This is a genomic window from Azospirillum brasilense (assembly GCF_022023855.1).
In the GTDB taxonomy this organism is placed as follows: domain Bacteria; phylum Pseudomonadota; class Alphaproteobacteria; order Azospirillales; family Azospirillaceae; genus Azospirillum; species Azospirillum brasilense_F.
In genome coordinates this window covers 1,427,683-1,444,845 of record NZ_CP059450.1, presented here as the reverse complement: position 1 = coordinate 1,444,845, position 17,163 = coordinate 1,427,683, and the positions used below count along the sequence as shown (strand labels likewise).

Below are 17,163 nucleotides of genomic sequence, written 5' to 3'. Positions count from 1 at the left end.
ATGGGAGAGGGGAAAGTTCAGGCGAATTAGCCCGGCCACGCCGGCAGAACCCCTGAATCGGCTTGCCCTATCCTATGGCTCCGACCATATAGGTACGCCCGTGGGGTGCCGGTGTGCGGAAGAGGGGGTGGGCGTCCGCCCCGCGGCACGGCACTGTTCAAGGTCCGGCAAAGCCCCCTAGGACCGCCAGCCCCAACCAGTCCCTTGAATCCCCAGGCCGATCTCTCCGGGGGCGGCGACGGAAGAAGACCAGTCCATGAGCAACGACGAAACCACCCCTCGCCAACCGGGCACCGCTGACGAATTCGACCGCCGCGACGCGTTGCGCGCCATCGCCGCGGTGGTGCGCGGCGACGGGATCGAGGTGGACGCCGACAGCACCCCGGCCCGCTGGTCGGTCGCCGTCGTCCACGAGGTGGTCGTTCCCGGAACCGACCGGAAGCTGAAGCTGCGTTTCCGCGTGGCGCTCGGCCCGCTGCCCGACATCGAGGCGGAGCTGTGGGGCCTGATGACCGCGGAGGAGGGCTTCGGCCGTCCCCAGGCGAAGACGCTGGGCAAGCGGGTCAAGGCGGCCTGCCTGTCCTCCGCCGCCATCGAGAAGGCGCGGGGACGGGTGGACGGCTGGTTCGCCTCCATGGCGCAGCGCGCCAACGGCTTCGGCGAGGCGTGGCGGCCCAAGGGCTTCGCCGACGAGCTGGGCCGGGTGATCGGCTTCGGCGGGCGCATTCCGCGCCTGCAGACCCTGCTGGACGCGCTGGAGGAGGCCTTCTCCACCGCCGCCGCCCGCGCCGGCCTGAAGGTCCGGCGGGAGCGGCTGGAGAACGCCTCCGGCCTCGGCGTCTACCTCGACAGCTTCGCCACGGCCCGCGCCATGGTGCGCAAGCTGCGGCTGTTCGTCGGCCCGACCAACTCCGGCAAGACCCACGCCGCCATGGACCGGCTGGCCGAGGCGCAGAGCGGCTGCTACCTCGCCCCCCTGCGCCTGCTGGCGCTGGAGGGGCAGGAGGCGCTGGAGACGCGCGGGCGGGCCTGCAGCCTGGTGACCGGCGAGGAGCGCGACGTGCGGCCCGGCGCCTCCTTCACCTCCTCGACCATCGAGATGGTCAACACGTCCAAGGTCTGGGGCGCCTGCGTCATCGACGAGATCCAGATGATCGGCGACCCCGACCGCGGCTGGGCCTGGACCCAGGCGGTGGCCGGCGTGGCCGCCCCGGAAATCCTGATGACCGGCTCCGCCGACGCCATCCCCTACGTGCAGCGCCTCGCCACCGCGCTGGGGGAGGAGCTGGAGGTCGTGGAATTCACCCGCAAATCGCCGCTGCGCGTGCAGGAGGAGCGGGTGCCGCTGGAGAATGTCCGCCGCGGCGACGCGGTGATCGCCTTCTCGCGCAAGGACGTGATGGGGCTGCGGCGCGAGCTGCTGGCCCGCGACCACACGGTGGCGGTGATCTACGGCGCCCTGTCGCCGGAAGTGCGGCGGGCCGAGGCGCGGCGCTTCCGCGACGGCACGGCGGACGTGCTGGTGGCGACCGACGCCATCGGCATGGGGCTGAACCTTCCGGTCGCCCGCGTCGTCCTGTCGACCACCCGCAAGTATGACGGGCGGGAGGAGCGCGACCTGAACTCCTCCGAAATCCGCCAGATCGGCGGGCGGGCGGGGCGCTTCGGCATGCACGAGGAAGGCCGCGTCGCGGTGCTGGAGGGGGAGAACATCAACCCGGTGCGCCGGGCGCTGACCACCCCGCCGGTGCCGCCGGAGGACCCGCGGGCCTGGATCAGCCCCAACCTGACCCATGTCGAGGCCATCGCGCGGGAGCTGGACACCGACAGCCTCGCCAAGGTGCTGCGCACGGCGGGGCAGGAACTGCTGCGCGCCAACCAGACCTTCCGCATGACCGACCTGGAGCAGCGCATCCAGGCCGCCACGGCGGTGGACCGGGCGAAGCTGCCGCTGGCGGTGCGCGACATGCTGGCGCGCTGCCCAATCGACGTGCGCGACCAGAACAACCTGCGCCTGCTGGCGCTGTGGGCGATGAACCAGGGCAAGGGGATACGCAATTCCGCCCCCGACGCCGCCGAACGCTTCCACCACCGCGTCGGCACCGACGTGGAGCTGGAAAAGGCCGAGCGCGCGGTGAAGGAGCTGACCGCCTACGCGTGGCTGGCCTACCGCTTCCCAGACGCCTATCCGGACATGGACCTGTGCCAGGAGCGCCGGGCCATGCTGAACGCCTTCATCGAGCGCACGCTGGCCGAACGCTCGCTGGCCCGCGCCTGCCCGGTCTGCGGCACGCGGCTGAAGGCGAACCACCGTTTCCGTGTCTGCGACAACTGCTACGCCGGGCGGGTGGAAGAGCGGCAGGGCGAGCGGCGTGGGCGCCGTCCGGACGGAGCGCGCGGTCCGGACAAGGGAGCGGCCCCGGCGGAGGGCGGCCACCCGCAGTTCCATCACCCGCTGCCCGGCCGCAAGCGCGGCAAGGGCGGGGCGGGGCATCGCGGGCGACGCCCGGCGGGGGGATGAGGTTAGTCCCTCGCCCCTCCGCTCACGCGCAAACTTCGTTTGCGCTGACGCGACAGGCGGACCTCTGGTCCGCCGAAAGCGGGGGGTGGGTGGCCCGAAGGGCCGAGTGAGGGGGATGGGCGTGGCGGCGCGTCCGGCAAAAGCGCAACCCCCTCACCCTGACCCTCTCCCCGGAGGGGAGAGGGAATAGAAGAGAGGATTCATCGTCTTACGCCGCCACGACGCCGCTTTGACCGGCGTCGTCCCGGCGTGTCCAGGTGATCTCTTCGGTGCCGCCGCCCTCGGTCAGGAAATAGCGGCGCAGCGGCACCAGATCGGCGCCCAGCTCATAGACCAGCGGGCGGCTGGTCGGGATCTCGAACAGCGGGATGTCCTGGTCGGGCACCTTGTCGAGATGCTTCACGAGGCCGCGCAGGCTGTTGCCGTGGGCCGACACCAGCACCCGCGCGCCCAGCCGCAGGGCCGGGCAGATGCCTTCCTCCCAGAAGGGGATCACCCGGTCCGTGGTGTCCTTCAGGCTTTCGCCGCGGGGCAGGTTCGCGCGGCCGATGCCGGCGTAGCGCCGGTCCGACACCGCGGAGCACGGGTCCTCGGGCTCGACCGGCGGGGGCGGGACGTCCCAGCTCCGCCGCCACAGGAAGACCTGATCGGCGCCGTGGCGGGCCGCCGTCTCCGTCTTGTTCAGCCCCTGGAGCGCGCCGTAATGGCGCTCGTTCAGGCGCCAGTGCTTGTGCACCGGCAGCCACATCCGGTCCATCTCCTCCAGCACGATGTCGAGCGTCCTGATCGCCCGCTTCAGGACGGAGGTGAAGGCCACGTCGAAATCGAATCCGGCCTGCTTCATCAGGCCGGCGGCGTGGCGGGTTTCGGCCACCCCCTGTTCGGTCAGATCGACGTCGGTCCAGCCGGTGAACAGATCCGAGCGGTTCCAGACGCTCTGACCGTGCCGCAACAGCACGAGCCGATGCATGGGTCCCCTCCTCCTCACGTGACGGTAGCTCCTTCGGGGAACGGGAGGGTGAGGGGAAGGGTTCCGGCGGAGGCGTCACAATTGGCGCGGCTTTGTGTCAATTTCGAAACGCGCGCGACACATTCGGACAACAAAGGCGGGGTAACCTGCGGAGCAGGCGAAATTATCCGTCCGGCGCGTGCGCAGTCGGACTGCGACGCCGAGCCAACTTGCGTTCCGAGGCCGCCATGCAGCATCATGACCTCCTCTCCAGGACCGTTTCGACCGATCGGGACATCACCCTGGAGGCGCTTCGTGTGTTCACCTATCTGAGCCGGCGGCTCCATTTCGACCGTCCCGTGCCGGTGCTCCAGTCCGAACTGGCTGATGCGCTCGGCATGCAGCGGCCCAACGTCAACCGGGCCATCAAGCTGCTGGAAACCAAGCAGATCCTTCTGCGGGATTCCAAACTGGGGCGTGCGATCACGTTCCGGTTGAACCCGGAACTGGAGGGCGGCCGGGCCTGAAACTGGTCCGGAATGATTTTCGAAACGCGTCACCTTGTCTTTACGAACTCGGCCCTCAAGAAAGCCTTCGGCTGGTACCAGAAGGTGCCTAATCAGACCGATCTTCCGTTGGGCCTGATCGCCTCCGTCGTTCCGAAATCGGACGGGGGCGTGGTGGTCATGGTCCAGCAGGGGGCCGCGAAGGTGCGGGATGTCGCCTTCATGCCCAGTAAGACGCTCGGCGTCCTCCTGCTCTTCTGCCGCCGCCAGAAAATTCCCATTCCGCGCGACGCCGACAAGGACATCTTTCCGTCCGACGATGGGATCATGTTGACGATCCGCGGCAGTTGCAGCACGACGGCGCCGCCGCCGTGATCACTCCCGCGTGATCGCCCCCGGCTGATTCAGTCGGTTCCGCAGGCGACGGGCTGGGCCACGGCCAGGGGAATGTCCGCCTCGGTGAAGCGAAAGCCGTGACCGGCAGCGAAATCGACCAGGTCACCCAGTGTCAGCAGGCCACGCGATGCCCGCCGCAGCGCCGCGCGCAGGGCCGGGTCGGCCTCGGTCGCGACCAGGAATCGGATGTAGTCGCCATGACACATGCCCAAACCTCCTGGAATCGTTGCGACTGCCCTTCGTCCCGCAGCGCGGAAAAGACGTCAATGTTGCGTTGCGGACGCAAGCAATGACTCAACGCGAACAGTCCGTTGTCTTAATATCGCCCATTTGCCTAAAATTGTATATAAAAAGATCGAGAAACGGTGCGGCGTCCTGCCGCACCGTTCTTTAAGATCCACCCGGATCGGAGATCACTCGCCCGGCTGCTGCACCGTCTCGGCCGGGCTGGCGCCCGACGCGATGCTGTCCGGCGTGATCGCCGCCACCGGCTCGCCCGGCCCGGAGGCGGCGCGCAGAGCCCGCGCGGCGGCCTTCAGCCCGATGTCGGAGCGGCGGTCGGGCATCAGCTCGAACAGCAGCAGGGAGCGTCCGTTGACCGGGATCTCGTCGCCGGTCTGGGCGGTGGCGACCTCCAGCCGGTCGGGCTCCGTGGTGTCCACCAGCGTCAGCCAGCGGCTACCGCCCGCGACCTCCGGCAGCTTGAAGGGCACCACGTCGTGGTAGGCGTTGATGATGAGCAGCAGCGTGGCGTCCGATGCCACCTTCTTGATGCCGGTGGCCTGCGCCCGTCCGTCCAACAGCATGCCCAGGCAGCGCGCCATGGGGTCCTGCCACTGCTCGGTCGTCTTCTCCTCGCCGGCGGGGGTGATCCAGGTGAGGTCCTTCACTTCCAGGTCGGGGTTGTAGGCGCCGGTGAAGAAGCGCCCGCGGCGCAGCAGCGGATGGCTCTGCCGCAGCCCGATCAGGTGGCGGACGAAGTCGGTCAGCGCCCAGCCTTCGTCGCTGACGCCCTCCCAGTCGATCCAGCTGATCTCGTTGTCCTGGCAATAGGCGTTGTTGTTGCCGTTCTGGCTGCGGGCGAACTCGTCGCCGGCCAGGATCATCGGCGTGCCCTGGGACAGCAGCAGCGTGGCCAGCAGGTTGCGCATCTGGCGGAAGCGCAGGGCGTTGATCTCCGGATCGTCGGTCGGCCCCTCCGCCCCGTGGTTCCAAGAGATGTTGTGCGAATGGCCGTCGCGGTTGTCCTCGCCGTTCGCGTCGTTGTGCTTGTCGTTGTAGGAGACGAGGTCGTGCAGCGTGAAGCCGTCGTGGGCGGTGACGAAGTTGACGCTGGCCCAGGGCTTGCGCCCGCGCCGGTTGAACACGTCCGCCGAGGCGGCCATGCGGGTCGCCAGCTCGGGCAGCTTGCCCTCGTCGCCCTTCCAGTAGGAGCGCACGGTGTCGCGGAACTTGTCGTTCCACTCCGCCCAGCCCGGCGGGAAGCCGCCGACCTGATAGCCGCCGGGGCCGCAGTCCCACGGCTCGGCGATCAGCTTGACGCGCGACAGCACCGGGTCCTGCCGGCAGGCGTCGAGGAAGCCGCCGCTGTGGTCGAAGCCATAGGTCTCCCGCGCCAGGATGGTGGCGAGGTCGAAGCGGAAGCCGTCCACATGCATCTCCGTCACCCAGTAGCGCAGGCTGTCGGTGACCATCTGGAGGACGCGCGAATGCACGAGGTTCAGCGTGTTGCCCGTGCCGGTGTCGTTGATGTAGTAGCGCGGGTCCGGCGCCAGCCGGTAGTAGGAGGCGTTGTCGATGCCCTTGAAGGACAGCGTCGGCCCCATCTCGTTGCCTTCGGCGGTGTGATTGTAGACGACGTCGAGGATCACCTCGATCCCGGCGTCGTGCAGGCGGGCGACCATCTCCTTGAACTCGTGGATCGCCCCGGTCGCCATGTAGCGCGGGTCGGGCGCGAAGAAGGAGATGCTGTTGTAGCCCCAGTAGTTGCGCAGCCCCTTTTCCAGCAGGTAGCGGTCATCCACGAAGGCATGGACCGGCAGAAGCTCCACCGCCGTGACGCCCAGCGAGCGGATGTACTCCACCACCTCCTGCTGGGCGAAGCCGGCGAAGGTGCCGCGGTACTGCGGCGGCACCGCCGGGTGCCGCATGGTGTAGCCGCGCACGTGGGTCTCGTAGAAGATCGACTTCTCCCAGGGGATCGCCGGGTGGCGGTCATGGCCCCAGGTGAAGGCCGGGTCGATCACCACGCATTTCGGCATGCCGGGGGCGCTGTCGCGCCGGTCGAAGGACAGGTCGCCGCGCGGCGAGCCGACGCGGTAGCCGAAATGCGCGTCCGACCAGCGCAGCGGCCCGACCATATGCTTGGCGTAGGGGTCGAGCAGCAGCTTGTTCGGGTTGAAGCGGTGGCCCGCCTTGGGCTCGTAGGGTCCGTGCACGCGGTAGCCGTAGACCGTGCCCGGCCGGGCGTCCGGCAGATAGCCGTGCCACACCTCGTCGGTGTATTCGGGCAGCTCGATCCGTTCCAGCTCGCGGCGTCCGTCCTGGTCGAACAGGCACAACTCCACCTTGGTGGCGTTGGCGGAAAACAGCGCGAAGTTGACGCCCAGCCCGTCCCATGTGGAGCCGAGAGGGTAGGGAAGACCTTCCCGGATGCGGGACTGGCGGAAAACCTTAGGAGCGAACGGCGGCTTCTTCACGGTTGAACCTCGGTGTGGGCGCGTTGCGGCATGAAGCAGCACAGGAACGCGCAAGCCGCCCCGGTGATCCCGTCATCGGCGCAATTTCCGATGTTTGAGGGAGCTTCAACTCATGGCCGAACCATTTCGTGCCACCTCACCCAAAGAGTGGGTCTGGTATGAGCATAGTCATAGTCGTCATGGCGGGTCGCGCCGATAACTATCGCGTGCTATCATCGGTTCCAGACAATAAAGGCAAATAAACTTCTGAGGGAGGTCCGGGAGATTTCCGACAAAGGGCCAAGAAAACGGGTGTAACGCAGATGTCAATTTTTGCCTTTCCGTGCCACCGCCGCTTCTTCAGCGCCGAAAAGGCGGAAAGATCAATGAAGGGCAGAGCCAACCACCATGTCTCTGCGGCTTCTCCGGCCCAACGGCGATCTGCCGCCGCGAAACCCGCAAGCGCCGCATTCTGAATCACCCACATCGGTCATCGCCCCAGGCGCCGGCTTCGCCGGTGCCCGGCGGCATCGTGCATCCGTTGGATCGGTGGCACCGCTCCCGATCCGCCTTACCAAGACGCCCCCGCCCATGATCCGGCTTTCGGTCAACGCCCTGCTCAACTTCCATCCGAAGGCCATCCTGGCGGCCATCGTCCTGGTGATGACGCTGCTGGGCGGTGCGGCCTGGGGTGCGCTGTCGCTGGTCGATTACGTCAGCACGCTCGACCGGGCGGAACGCGGCAGCCGGCAGGCCGCGGCCTTTCTGGAGGGTCACGCCGACGCCGTGCTGGATGGCGGCGCGGCTGCCCTGGCGCGGGTCGCCGACCGCCTGGAGGCGGGCGGACTCGCGTCGCTTCCCGACAGCGCCCTGGGTGAGGCGCTGTCAGCGTCGCGGTTCGGCGTGCTGTCCATCCTTGACGCCGAAGGCCGGACGGTGTTCGGCCCCACCATCCATCCCGACGGAGGCATCGCCAGTGTGCTCCAAGAGGCGGGCGGCCAAGGGGGAGGCGGCGGGCTGGAACTGTTGCACGGGCAGGTGGACGGGCTGGATTCCATCCTGATGGTCCGCGGCATCCCGGGGCGCGGGGGCGTCCTGGAGGGCGCGGTCCTGCTGGCGCTTCCCTCATCCAGCCTGCACACGGTTCTCGATGTCTTCAGCGACGGGCGGCACAGCGTCGCCGGCCTGTTCCGCCTGGACGGCACGCGGCTCGCCGGCAGCGGCGGCAGCGGGATCGGTCAGCTCCCCGCGCTGGACCCCGGGGCGGAGCGCGGTGAGAGCGACTGGTCGCTCGGAGGACAGGGCGTGGTCATCGGCCTGAAGCGGATGCGCGACTTCCCGGCGGTGGCGGCGGTCGCCCTGCCGCGCGCCGTCGTTCTGGAGCCGTGGAGCAGCCGCCTGCAGCACGGCTTCATGATGGTGGGCGTCAGCGTCATCGCGCTGTTCGGGCTGGCGGCACTCGGCTGGGCCAGCCTGCGGCGCGAGGCGGCGGCCCGCGACGCCCTGCGCGACGCCAACGCCCGGCTGGAGCAGCGGGTTGAGGAGCGCACCGCCGACCTGCGCTCCCTCAATCAGAAGCTGGTCCGCGCCCTGGCCGAGAAGGAGCGCGCCAATCAGGCCAAGGCCCGTTTCCTGTCGGCGGCCAACCACGATCTGCGCCAGCCTTTCCAGGCGCTGCGCCTGTTCCATCATCTGCTGATGGAGCGGCTGAAGGAACCGCGCGAGCGGTCGATCGCCGAGAAGATGGGCGAGGCGCTGGACAGCGGGGAGAAGCTGCTGCACGCGCTGCTGGAGGTCGCCACGCTGGACGCCGGGGTGGTCCGCCCGAACATCGCCGAGGTGTCCATCGCCACCGTCCTGTGCGGCGCGGCGTCGGAGTTCCGGGGGCTGGCGGCGGACAAGCAACTGGATCTGCGGGTGCGGACGTGCGACGCCATGGTGCGCACCGACGCCACGCTGCTGATCCGCATGCTGGGCGACCTGCTGCGCAACGCCATCGCCTACACGCCGGCGGGCGGGGTGGTGGTCGGCTGCCGGCGGCGTGGCCAATGGCTGCGCATCGAGGTGTGGGACACCGGCCCCGGCATCGCGGCGGAGCATCTGGACGCCATCTTCGAAGACTTCGTGCAGTTGGGCAACCCGGAGCGCGACCGCCGCCGCGGCCTGGGGCTGGGGCTTCCCAAGGTGCGCCGCAAGGCCGCTCTGCTGGGCCACGCGGTGGAGGTCCGGTCGCGTCCGGGCCAGGGTTCGGTCTTTTCCATCATGGTCCCGCTGGCGGCCAGCGAATCGCGGACGGATGCGGCGGCCCCGGTCCCCGCCGACCGTGCGGAGGATCCGGCGGCGCGCCTGATCCTGATCGTCGAGGACGACCCGGTGCAGAGTTCCGGGATGCAGCTCCTCCTGGAAAGCTGGGGGCACGACGTGATGGTGGCGGCGGACGGGCCGGCGGCGCTGGCGGCGCTGCGCGCGGCCCCGCGCTGTCCGGACCTCATACTGTCGGATTTCCGCCTGCCGGGTCCGCTGACCGGCGCCGAGACGATCACCCGCGCGGCGGAGCAGGTAGGACGGCCCATTCCCGGCATCATCCTGACCGGCGACACCGGCCCCGAACGCATCCGCGAGGCGGTGGCCGCCGGCTGTCGCCTGCTGCACAAGCCCGTCACCCCCGACGTGCTGCGCGACGCGCTGAACGCGCTGGGGGCGGAGCGCGTGCCGGTGCGGCAAAGCCAGTCGTCCGCCGCGTGAAGACCGGAAGGCGTTTCCCCCGGCAGGAAAACCATCCCATTTTGGGTTGCATTAATCATTCGTGAAGGCCGCGAAGGGTACTCTGAAACCGTGATCGGAGGCGAACACGGCCATGCAGCAGCGTCCTCTCACCCGTCTGGATCAGGTCCAGCTCGACGCGGTGGTGCGCCGGCACGAGATGTTCAGGAACGCCCGCATCGGCGGGGCGCGGGCGACGCTGTCCTTTTTCGACCTGAACGGGCTGGACCTCACCGGGCGTGACCTTGCCCACGCCGATTTCGTCGGGGCCAGCCTGCGCGGCGCCAATCTGGCCGGGGCGCGGCTGGACTGCGCGTCGATGTTCGCCACCGACCTGCGGTTGGCCAACCTGGAGAACGCGAGCCTCATCAAGGCGGACCTGCGCGGCGCCTGCCTGCGCGGGGCCATCCTGATCGGGGCCAACCTGTTCGAGGCCGACCTGCGCGACGGCTCGCTGGCGGAAAAGGACCGCGACGGCAGCCTGCGCATCATCCAAGTGGAGGACCGGCCGACCGAGGCGTCGGGGGCCGACCTGTCCGGCGCCAATCTGACCAACGCCCGGCTATCCGGGGCCATGGCGATCCACACCGACTTCACCGACGCGCTGATGCGTGGGTGCAAGCTGGTCCGCGCCACCATGCGCGGGGCCAATTTCACCGGATCGAACCTGGAAGGGGCGGACCTGTCCGGGGCCGACCTGCGCGGCGCCTGCCTGCGCGGCGCGGTGCTGACCGGTGCCACCATGGTCATGACGGAACTGGCCGACGCCGACATGGAGGACGCCCTGACCGACGATCCGGTCGGCCGCGTCGTCGCCGAACTCGGGCGCCCGCTGGACGAGCTTCTGCACGAGCACATCCGCTGGGTCGGGTCGAGCGGGGCGGAGGGAACGGCGCTCGACCTCTCGGGCTTCGACCTGCGGCACGCCCCGTCGCTGGCCCACACCTGCCTGACCATGCTGCGGGCGGTCGGGGCGACCCTGTACGGGCTGGACCTGACCAGCGTGCAGCTTCAGGCCGCGGTGCTGGAGAAGGGCGATCTGCGTCTGGCCAAACTGATCAACGGCGACCTGCGCGGCGTGAACCTGCGCCTCGCCAAGCTGAACAACGCCGACCTGCGCAAGGCCAATCTGCGCCCGCTCTATTTCGACGAGAGGCGGTCGATGGCTTCCGACCTGTCGGGCGCGCGGCTGCGCTACGCCGACCTGCGCGGCGCCTGCCTGCGCGAGGTGAATTTCGCGGGGGCCGATCTATCCTTCGCCAACCTGTCCGGTTGCGACCTGACGAAGACGGACCTGACCAACGCCCGCATGTTCGGGGCGAAGCTGGAGCGTCGCGCCCTCTCCGATGGGGCGATTCTCGACGGTGTGGCGGGGCTCAAGCTTTAAGGAAAAAGGCCCTTCCTCCGGCGGGAGGAAGGGCCTTTCTTGCGGAGCCGGCGGCGATTACCAGGCCGGAACCACCGCACCCTTGAAGCGGTCGAGGATGAACTGCTTCACCTCGTCGCTCTGGTAGACCTTCACCAGCGTGGCGACCCACGGCTTGTCCTGGTCGACCTTGCGGACGGCGATGACGTTGGCGTAGGGGCTCTCGCTGGCCTCGCGGGCGATGGCGTCCTTGTTCGGGTCCAGGCCGGATTCCATGGCGAAGTTGGTGTTGATGACCGCCACGGTCACGTCGTCCAGCGAACGCGGAAGCTGGGCGGCGTCCAGTTCCAGGATCTGCAGCTTCTTCGGGTTCTCGGAGATGTCGAGCGGCGACGCCTTCAGGCCGGCGCTCTCCTTCACCTTCAGCAGCCCCTTGGCCTGGAGCAGCAGCAGGGCGCGGCCGCCGTTGGTCGGGTCATTGGGGATGGAGACCTTGGCGCCGTCGGGCAGCTCGTCCAGGCTCTTCACCTTCTTCGAGTAGACGCCCATCGGGAAGATCACCGTCTTGGCGACGCTGACCAGCTCATAGCCGCGGTCCTTCACCTGGTTGTCCAGGTAGGGCTGGTGCTGGAAGGAGTTGGCGTTGAGGTCGCCCTGCGACAGCGCCTGGTTCGGGATGACGTAGTCGGAGAACTCCAGCACCGTCAGGTCGAGGCCCTCCTTGGCGGCCAGCGGCTTCACCTTCTCCAGGATCTGGCCGTGCGGGCCGGGGGTGACGCCGATCTTCAGGGCTTCGGCCGACGCGCCGACGGCGGTCGCCAGGGTCGCGATGCCGGCCACCAGACCAAAGGCCGCGCCGAGCACACGGGTACGGAACATCTCCAACTCCTCAGGACTTCAGGTTGCGTTTGTTGACGCGGCGGGCGATCCAGTCGCCCGTCGATTGAACGATCTGCACCAGCACGATCAGCACGATGACCACGGCCAGCATCACCTCCGGCAGGAAGCGCTGGTAACCGTAGCGGATGCCGAGGTCGCCCAGCCCGCCGCCGCCGACGGCGCCGACCATGGCCGAATAGCCGATCAGGCTGACCACCGACAGGGTGAGGCCCAGCGCGATGGCGGGCATCGCCTCCGGCAGCAGGACCTTGCGGATGATCTGGAAGGGCGTGGCGCCCATGGATTGCGCCGCCTCGATCAGGCCGCGGTCGACCTCGCGCACCGCGCCCTCGACGATGCGGGCGATGAAGGGCACGGCGGCGACCGTCAGCGGCACGATGGCCGCGGCGGTGCCGATGGAGGTGCCGGCGATCAGGCGGGTGAAGGGGATGATCGCCACCACCAGGATGATGAAGGGGGTGGAGCGCGTCATGTTCACCAGCACGCCGGCGACCCGGTTGAAGGCGAGGTTCTGCAGCAGCTCCCCCCGGCCGGTGACGGCCAGGAGCACGCCCAGCGGAAGGCCCAGCGCCGTGCCCAGAAGGCCCGACACCGCCACCATGTAGAGCGTGTCGAGAAGCGCCTTAAACAGCAGCGCGTAGATTTCCGGGGACAGCATGACCGAGCACCTCGACACCGAGCTTGTTGACGTTCAGGAGGCTGATGGCCGCCTCGATGGACTGCGGGTTGCCGATGGCCTCCACCACCAGCGTTCCGAAGGGCGCGCCCTGGATCTCGTCGATCTGGCCGTGCCAGATGTTCAGGTCCAGGTTCAGCTTGCGGCTGATTGCGCTGATCACCGGGGAGGTCGCGCGCTCACCCGTGAAGGTGATGCGCAGCACCATGTTCGACCCCGGAACCGGCGTGGCCGACAGGCGGGCGCGCAGACTGTCCGGGATGCCGCGGTTGATCACCGGATCGACGAAGGTCTTCGTCGTCTCGTGCTTCGGGTGCGCGAAGATGTCGAAAACCGGCCCCTGCTCGATGATCCGCCCGTTCTCCATCACCGCCACCTTGTGGCAGATTTCCTTGATGACGGCGATTTCGTGGGTGATCAGGACGATGGTCAGCCCCAGCCGCTTGTTGATGTCGGCCAGCAGATGGAGGATCTGGGTCGTCGTCTCCGGATCGAGGGCGGAGGTCGCCTCGTCCGACAGCAGCACCTTGGGCTTGCTGGCCAGCGCGCGGGCGATGCCGACACGCTGCTTCTGCCCGCCCGACAGCTCCGCCGGGTAACGGTCGCGCTTGTCGGTGAGGCCGACGAGGTCGAGCAGCGGTTCCACCGTCGCGCGGATCTGTGCCTTCGCCACCCCGGCCAGTTCCAGCGGCAGGGCGACGTTGTCGAACACCGTGCGCGAGGACAGCAGGTTGAAGTGCTGGAAGATCATGCCGATGCTGTGCCGCGCCTCGCGAAGTTCGCGCGGCGACAGGGCGGTGACGTCCACCCCGTCCACCAGCACGCGGCCCGACGTCGGCTTCTCCAGCAGGTTCACGGTGCGCAGCAGCGTGGATTTGCCGGCGCCCGAACGGCCGATGATGCCGTAGATCTCGCCGCGCCCGATGGTCAGGTCGATGTCGGCGAGCGCCTGGACCGGCTGCCCGGTGCCGCGGGACGGATAGGTTTTCTGAAGCTGTTCGAAGGTTATCATACGCTCTTGGCCTCCCGACGTGCGCCCAGATCGCGGGCGGCGTCGCGCAGGACGGTCTTCTGGATTTTACCGGTCGATGTCTTCGGCAGATCGCTGAACACGACGGTGCGGGGCACCTTGTAGTGCGCAATGCGGTCGCGGCACCATTGAATTATGTCGGACTCAGAGGGGCGCTCCGCGCCGGGCTTCACCGTGACGAAGGCGCAGGGGCTCTCGCCCCAACGGTCGTCGGGGCGGGCGACCACGGCGGCCTCCAGAACGGCGGGGTGCCGGTACAACGCTTCCTCCACCTCCAGGGACGAGATGTTCTCGCCGCCGGATATGATGATGTCCTTGCTGCGGTCCTTCACCTCGATATAGCCGTCGGGATGCAGCACGCCCAGGTCCCCGGTGCGGAACCAGCCGTCCTTCAGCGCCTCCTTCGTCGCCGCGGGGTTCTTCAGATAGCCCTTCATCACCGTGTTGCCGCGCAGCGCGATCTCGCCGATGGTCTGGGCGTCGGCGGGGATCGGCTGGCCGGTCTCGCGGTCGAGTACGGTGGCGTCCTCCACCGCGACGTGGTTCACCCCCTGCCGCGCGAATTGCAGCGCCAGCCCGTCGGCGTCGAGATGCTCCCAGCCGTCCTGCGGGGCGCAGACGGTGGCCGGGCCGTAGCATTCGGTCAGCCCGTACATGTGCACCACGTCGAAGCCCAGCGCCGCCATGCCGGCGAGCACGGCGGACGGCGGAGCGGCGCCGCCGGTGCCCACGACGACGCGGCGGGGGGCGGGCCGCCGCACCGTTGCCGGGGCGTGGATCAGCATGTTCAGCACGATCGGCGCGCCGCATAGATGGGTGACGCCCAGCTCCGCGATGGCGTTGAAGATTGCCGCCGGCTCCACCCGGCGCAGACAGACATGGGTGCCGCCCGCGGCGGTGACCGCCCAGCTGTAGGTCCAGCCGTTGCAGTGGAACATCGGCAGCGTCCACAGGAAGACGCTCTCGGGCCGGACGTTCAGGGTGAAGGCGTTGCCCAGCGCGTTCAGATAGGCGCCGCGGTGGTGATAGACGACGCCCTTGGGGTTGCCGGTGGTGCCGCTGGTGTAGTTCAGCGCGATGGCCTGCCACTCGTCGTCCGGCCCGCGCCAGGGGGCGGGGTCGGCGGCGGCGAGGAAGTCCTCATACTCCACCGCGCCGAGGGATGGGGCGTCGGGAGCCTGCTCGTCGGCGATCTCCACCACCGTGACGGGGCGCTCTGTCCGGGCGAGCGCCGCATTGGCGACCGGCGACAGTTCGCGGTCGACGATCAGGAGCTTCGTCTCGCTGTGCTCCAGGATGAAGGCGATGGCCGCGGCGTCCAGCCGCGTGTTCAGCGCGTTCAGGACCGCGCCGGCCAGCGGCACCGCGTAATGGGCCTCCAGCAGCGCCGGGACGTTGGGCGCCAGCACCGACACCGTGTCGCCGCGCCTCACCCCGGCCTGCAGCAGCGCCCCGGCGAAGCGCCGTACCCGGTCGAGGAACTGGGCGTAGGTGATGGTCCGGCGGCCGTGGCGGATGGCCGGCTTGTCCGGATAGACCTTCGCGGCGCGTTTCAGGAAGCTGAGCGGGCTGAGCGGGACGTGGTTCGCGGGGTCGGGGGCGAGGCCGCGGTCGAAGATCGAGGCGGTGCGGCTGAACGGGCCGGTCATGATGGAGCTTCCTGAAAAGAAAGGCCCCTCTCCCCTTCAGGCGGGGAGAGGGGATGGACAGAGGGCAATCACCAGGTCGGGATGATGGTGCCGTTGAAGCGCGTGTTGATGAAGTCGCGCACCTCGGCGGAGCGGTACAGCTCGATGAAGCGCTTGATCGCCGGGTCCTCGGCGCGGTCCTTGCGGACGGCCCAGACGAGGTGCCATTTCGACTGGTCGTCCTCCAGAACCAGGGCGGTCTTGGGGGTCAGCCCGGCCAGGACCGCGTAGTTCAGCGTGATGACCGAGGCGTCAACGTCGTCCAGCGAGCGCGGAAGCTGGGCCGCGTCCAACTCCACCAGCTTGATCTTCTTCGGGTTGGACGCGATGTCGGCGATGGAGGTGTTCAGGCCCGCCCCGTCCTTCAGCCCGATCACCCCGGCCTTGGCCAGCAGGAACAGCGCGCGGGCGCCGTTGGTCGGGTCGTTGGGAATGGAGACGCTGGCCCCTTCCTTCAGGTCGGCCAGCGACTGGACCTTCTTCGCGTAGATGCCCATGGGCACGACGATGCTCTTGGCGACCGGTACGATGTCGTAGCCGCGCTGCTTGATCTGGTTGTCCAGGAAGGGCTGGTGCTGGAAGTTGTTGGCGTCGATGTCGCCGGACTGGAGGGCGGCGTTGGGCATGTTCCAGTCGGTGAATTCGATCACCTCCGCCTTCAGGCCCTCCTTGGCGGCGATCTTCGCCGTGTATTCCAGGATCTCGCCATAGGGGCCGGCGGACACGCCGAGCTTCAGGGCCGCGGCGCCGGCGCCGGTGGAGACGGTGAGCAGGGCGGCGGTGACAATGGACGTCAGAAAGGCTTTCACGGAACGAGTCCTTTGTGCGCGGTGTGGAATGGCATGGTCGAGCGAAGAGAAGATGTAAAATGCGGGCGTGCGATCAGCGCCGCCGCACACCGTTGCGCCGGGCCGCCAGCAGATGGGCGGCGCGCTCGGCCTGTCCGACGTTGCGGAAGGTCTTGCGGTCCAGGTCCTTGAAGGACCAATCGGACACGAAGAAGGTGAAGCCGCCCTGGCCGGCGACGACGATGCCGGCGGACCGGCCCTGAACTTCGATGGCGTAGGCGTTGGAGGTGCTCATGACGGCGTTCTCCCTCGGCCCGCGGCGCTGCGGCGTGCGGGACTCATGCGGATCGGATGCTGGACTGGATGGCTTGGCGCGCTGGGGTCAGCGGCGACACGAGGCGTTGCGCATTCGGCAACACAGGCCCATCGCGGTGCCGGTCCGATCGGCGGGGGAGAGGAGGGTCATCATGGTCATTCCGGTCACTCCTGTCAGAGTTCCACGACCGGCATCGTGGCGCTTTAGCGTTTGGTGACGCGGCGCAAGCTGGCGATCAAATTGCCGCGGGGCGCCCCCCTTGGGCGTCCGGGGATTTATCTACAATGTCGATGGGCATTCGGTCAAGGAGAAAAATGAAGAATAATATGTGAAATGACGCGTATAACAAAAATTATAGGTTCAATATTTTTGGGAGGGAGATAGGGAAGGGGTGCCCCGCCCCGATGGATGGAGTTCCCGATTTCCGCGCCCGACAAAGCCGCCCTGCGCCGCACTACGCCTCCTAAGACCGTGACGGCGGCGCGGAATGTGGTATATCCGGGCAGCGGTTCAGCCCGAGGAGAGTTCTTTGCCCGCCGATACCCGTGCTCTTGGCGCGCCGGCGCCCAGCACGCCGGCCGATGCG

General features: G+C 68.4%; 14 protein-coding genes. 5 read left to right on the top strand and 9 right to left on the bottom strand.

Features of this window, described 5'->3' with window-relative positions; genetic code table 11:
- Positions 1–256 precede the first annotated feature (256 nt).
- Complete coding sequence (locus H1Q64_RS20030; protein WP_237905309.1) at positions 257–2,521, top strand: helicase-related protein; 2,265 nt, start codon at positions 257–259, stop codon at positions 2,519–2,521.
- 208 nt (positions 2,522–2,729) lie between these two features.
- Here H1Q64_RS20030 and gpmA read toward each other — a convergent pair whose 3' ends face one another.
- Positions 2,730–3,491, bottom strand: a complete 762-nt coding sequence (gene gpmA, locus H1Q64_RS20025; RefSeq protein ID WP_237905308.1) for a 2,3-diphosphoglycerate-dependent phosphoglycerate mutase — start codon at positions 3,489–3,491, stop codon at positions 2,730–2,732.
- Between the two features lie 209 nt (positions 3,492–3,700).
- On the opposite strand from gpmA, the gene H1Q64_RS20020 reads away from it, so the two are divergent.
- The gene (locus H1Q64_RS20020; protein WP_014198175.1) at positions 3,701–3,997 is read left to right on the top strand and encodes a helix-turn-helix domain-containing protein; all 297 of its coding nucleotides are present in this window, start codon (positions 3,701–3,703) and stop codon (positions 3,995–3,997) included.
- 108 nt (positions 3,998–4,105) lie between these two features.
- Entirely contained in the window at positions 4,106–4,351 is a 246-nt protein-coding gene (locus H1Q64_RS20015) for a hypothetical protein (RefSeq protein ID WP_237905307.1), read from the top strand.
- Positions 4,352–4,380: 29 nt separating this feature from the next.
- Here the strand turns inward: H1Q64_RS20015 and H1Q64_RS20010 are convergent, their stop codons facing one another.
- Together H1Q64_RS20010 and glgX are read right to left on the bottom strand one after the other, a co-directional pair.
- The gene (locus H1Q64_RS20010; protein WP_014198177.1) at positions 4,381–4,578 is read right to left on the bottom strand and encodes a Nif11-like leader peptide family natural product precursor; all 198 of its coding nucleotides are present in this window, start codon (positions 4,576–4,578) and stop codon (positions 4,381–4,383) included.
- Positions 4,579–4,785: 207 nt separating this feature from the next.
- Entirely contained in the window at positions 4,786–7,071 is a 2,286-nt protein-coding gene (gene glgX, locus H1Q64_RS20005) for a glycogen debranching protein GlgX (RefSeq protein ID WP_237905306.1), read from the bottom strand.
- 570 nt (positions 7,072–7,641) lie between these two features.
- Between glgX and H1Q64_RS20000 the strand changes: the two genes are divergently transcribed.
- Together H1Q64_RS20000 and H1Q64_RS19995 are read left to right on the top strand one after the other, a co-directional pair.
- Positions 7,642–9,795: an ATP-binding protein gene (locus H1Q64_RS20000; protein WP_237905305.1), complete on the top strand. Its 2,154-nt coding sequence runs from the start codon at positions 7,642–7,644 to the stop codon at positions 9,793–9,795.
- Positions 9,796–9,907: 112 nt separating this feature from the next.
- Positions 9,908–11,200, top strand: a complete 1,293-nt coding sequence (locus H1Q64_RS19995; protein ID WP_237905304.1) for a pentapeptide repeat-containing protein — start codon at positions 9,908–9,910, stop codon at positions 11,198–11,200.
- A gap of 57 nt (positions 11,201–11,257) precedes the next feature.
- Here the strand turns inward: H1Q64_RS19995 and H1Q64_RS19990 are convergent, their stop codons facing one another.
- The 6 genes from H1Q64_RS19990 to H1Q64_RS19965 all read right to left on the bottom strand — a co-directional run bounded on the left by H1Q64_RS19990 (position 11,258) and on the right by H1Q64_RS19965 (position 16,556).
- Entirely contained in the window at positions 11,258–12,058 is an 801-nt protein-coding gene (locus H1Q64_RS19990; protein ID WP_051140568.1) for a MetQ/NlpA family ABC transporter substrate-binding protein, read from the bottom strand.
- A gap of 10 nt (positions 12,059–12,068) precedes the next feature.
- A complete protein-coding gene (locus H1Q64_RS19985; RefSeq protein WP_104675398.1) occupies positions 12,069–12,737 on the bottom strand; it encodes a methionine ABC transporter permease in 669 nt (222 codons plus the stop codon).
- Positions 12,703–13,767 (bottom strand): methionine ABC transporter ATP-binding protein, encoded by a 1,065-nt coding sequence (locus H1Q64_RS19980; protein WP_237905303.1) that lies wholly within the window; start codon positions 13,765–13,767, stop codon positions 12,703–12,705. The genes H1Q64_RS19985 and H1Q64_RS19980 overlap by 35 nt, the downstream gene beginning before the upstream one ends.
- Positions 13,764–15,434, bottom strand: coding sequence for an acyl-CoA synthetase (locus tag H1Q64_RS19975; protein WP_237905302.1), 1,671 nt, complete (start codon positions 15,432–15,434; stop codon positions 13,764–13,766). The genes H1Q64_RS19980 and H1Q64_RS19975 overlap by 4 nt, the downstream gene beginning before the upstream one ends.
- Positions 15,435–15,502: 68 nt before the next feature.
- Positions 15,503–16,282 (bottom strand): MetQ/NlpA family ABC transporter substrate-binding protein, encoded by a 780-nt coding sequence (locus H1Q64_RS19970; RefSeq protein WP_014198187.1) that lies wholly within the window; start codon positions 16,280–16,282, stop codon positions 15,503–15,505.
- 73 nt (positions 16,283–16,355) lie between these two features.
- Complete coding sequence (locus tag H1Q64_RS19965; RefSeq protein ID WP_237905301.1) at positions 16,356–16,556, bottom strand: hypothetical protein; 201 nt, start codon at positions 16,554–16,556, stop codon at positions 16,356–16,358.
- Between the last annotated feature and the right edge of the window lie 607 nt (positions 16,557–17,163).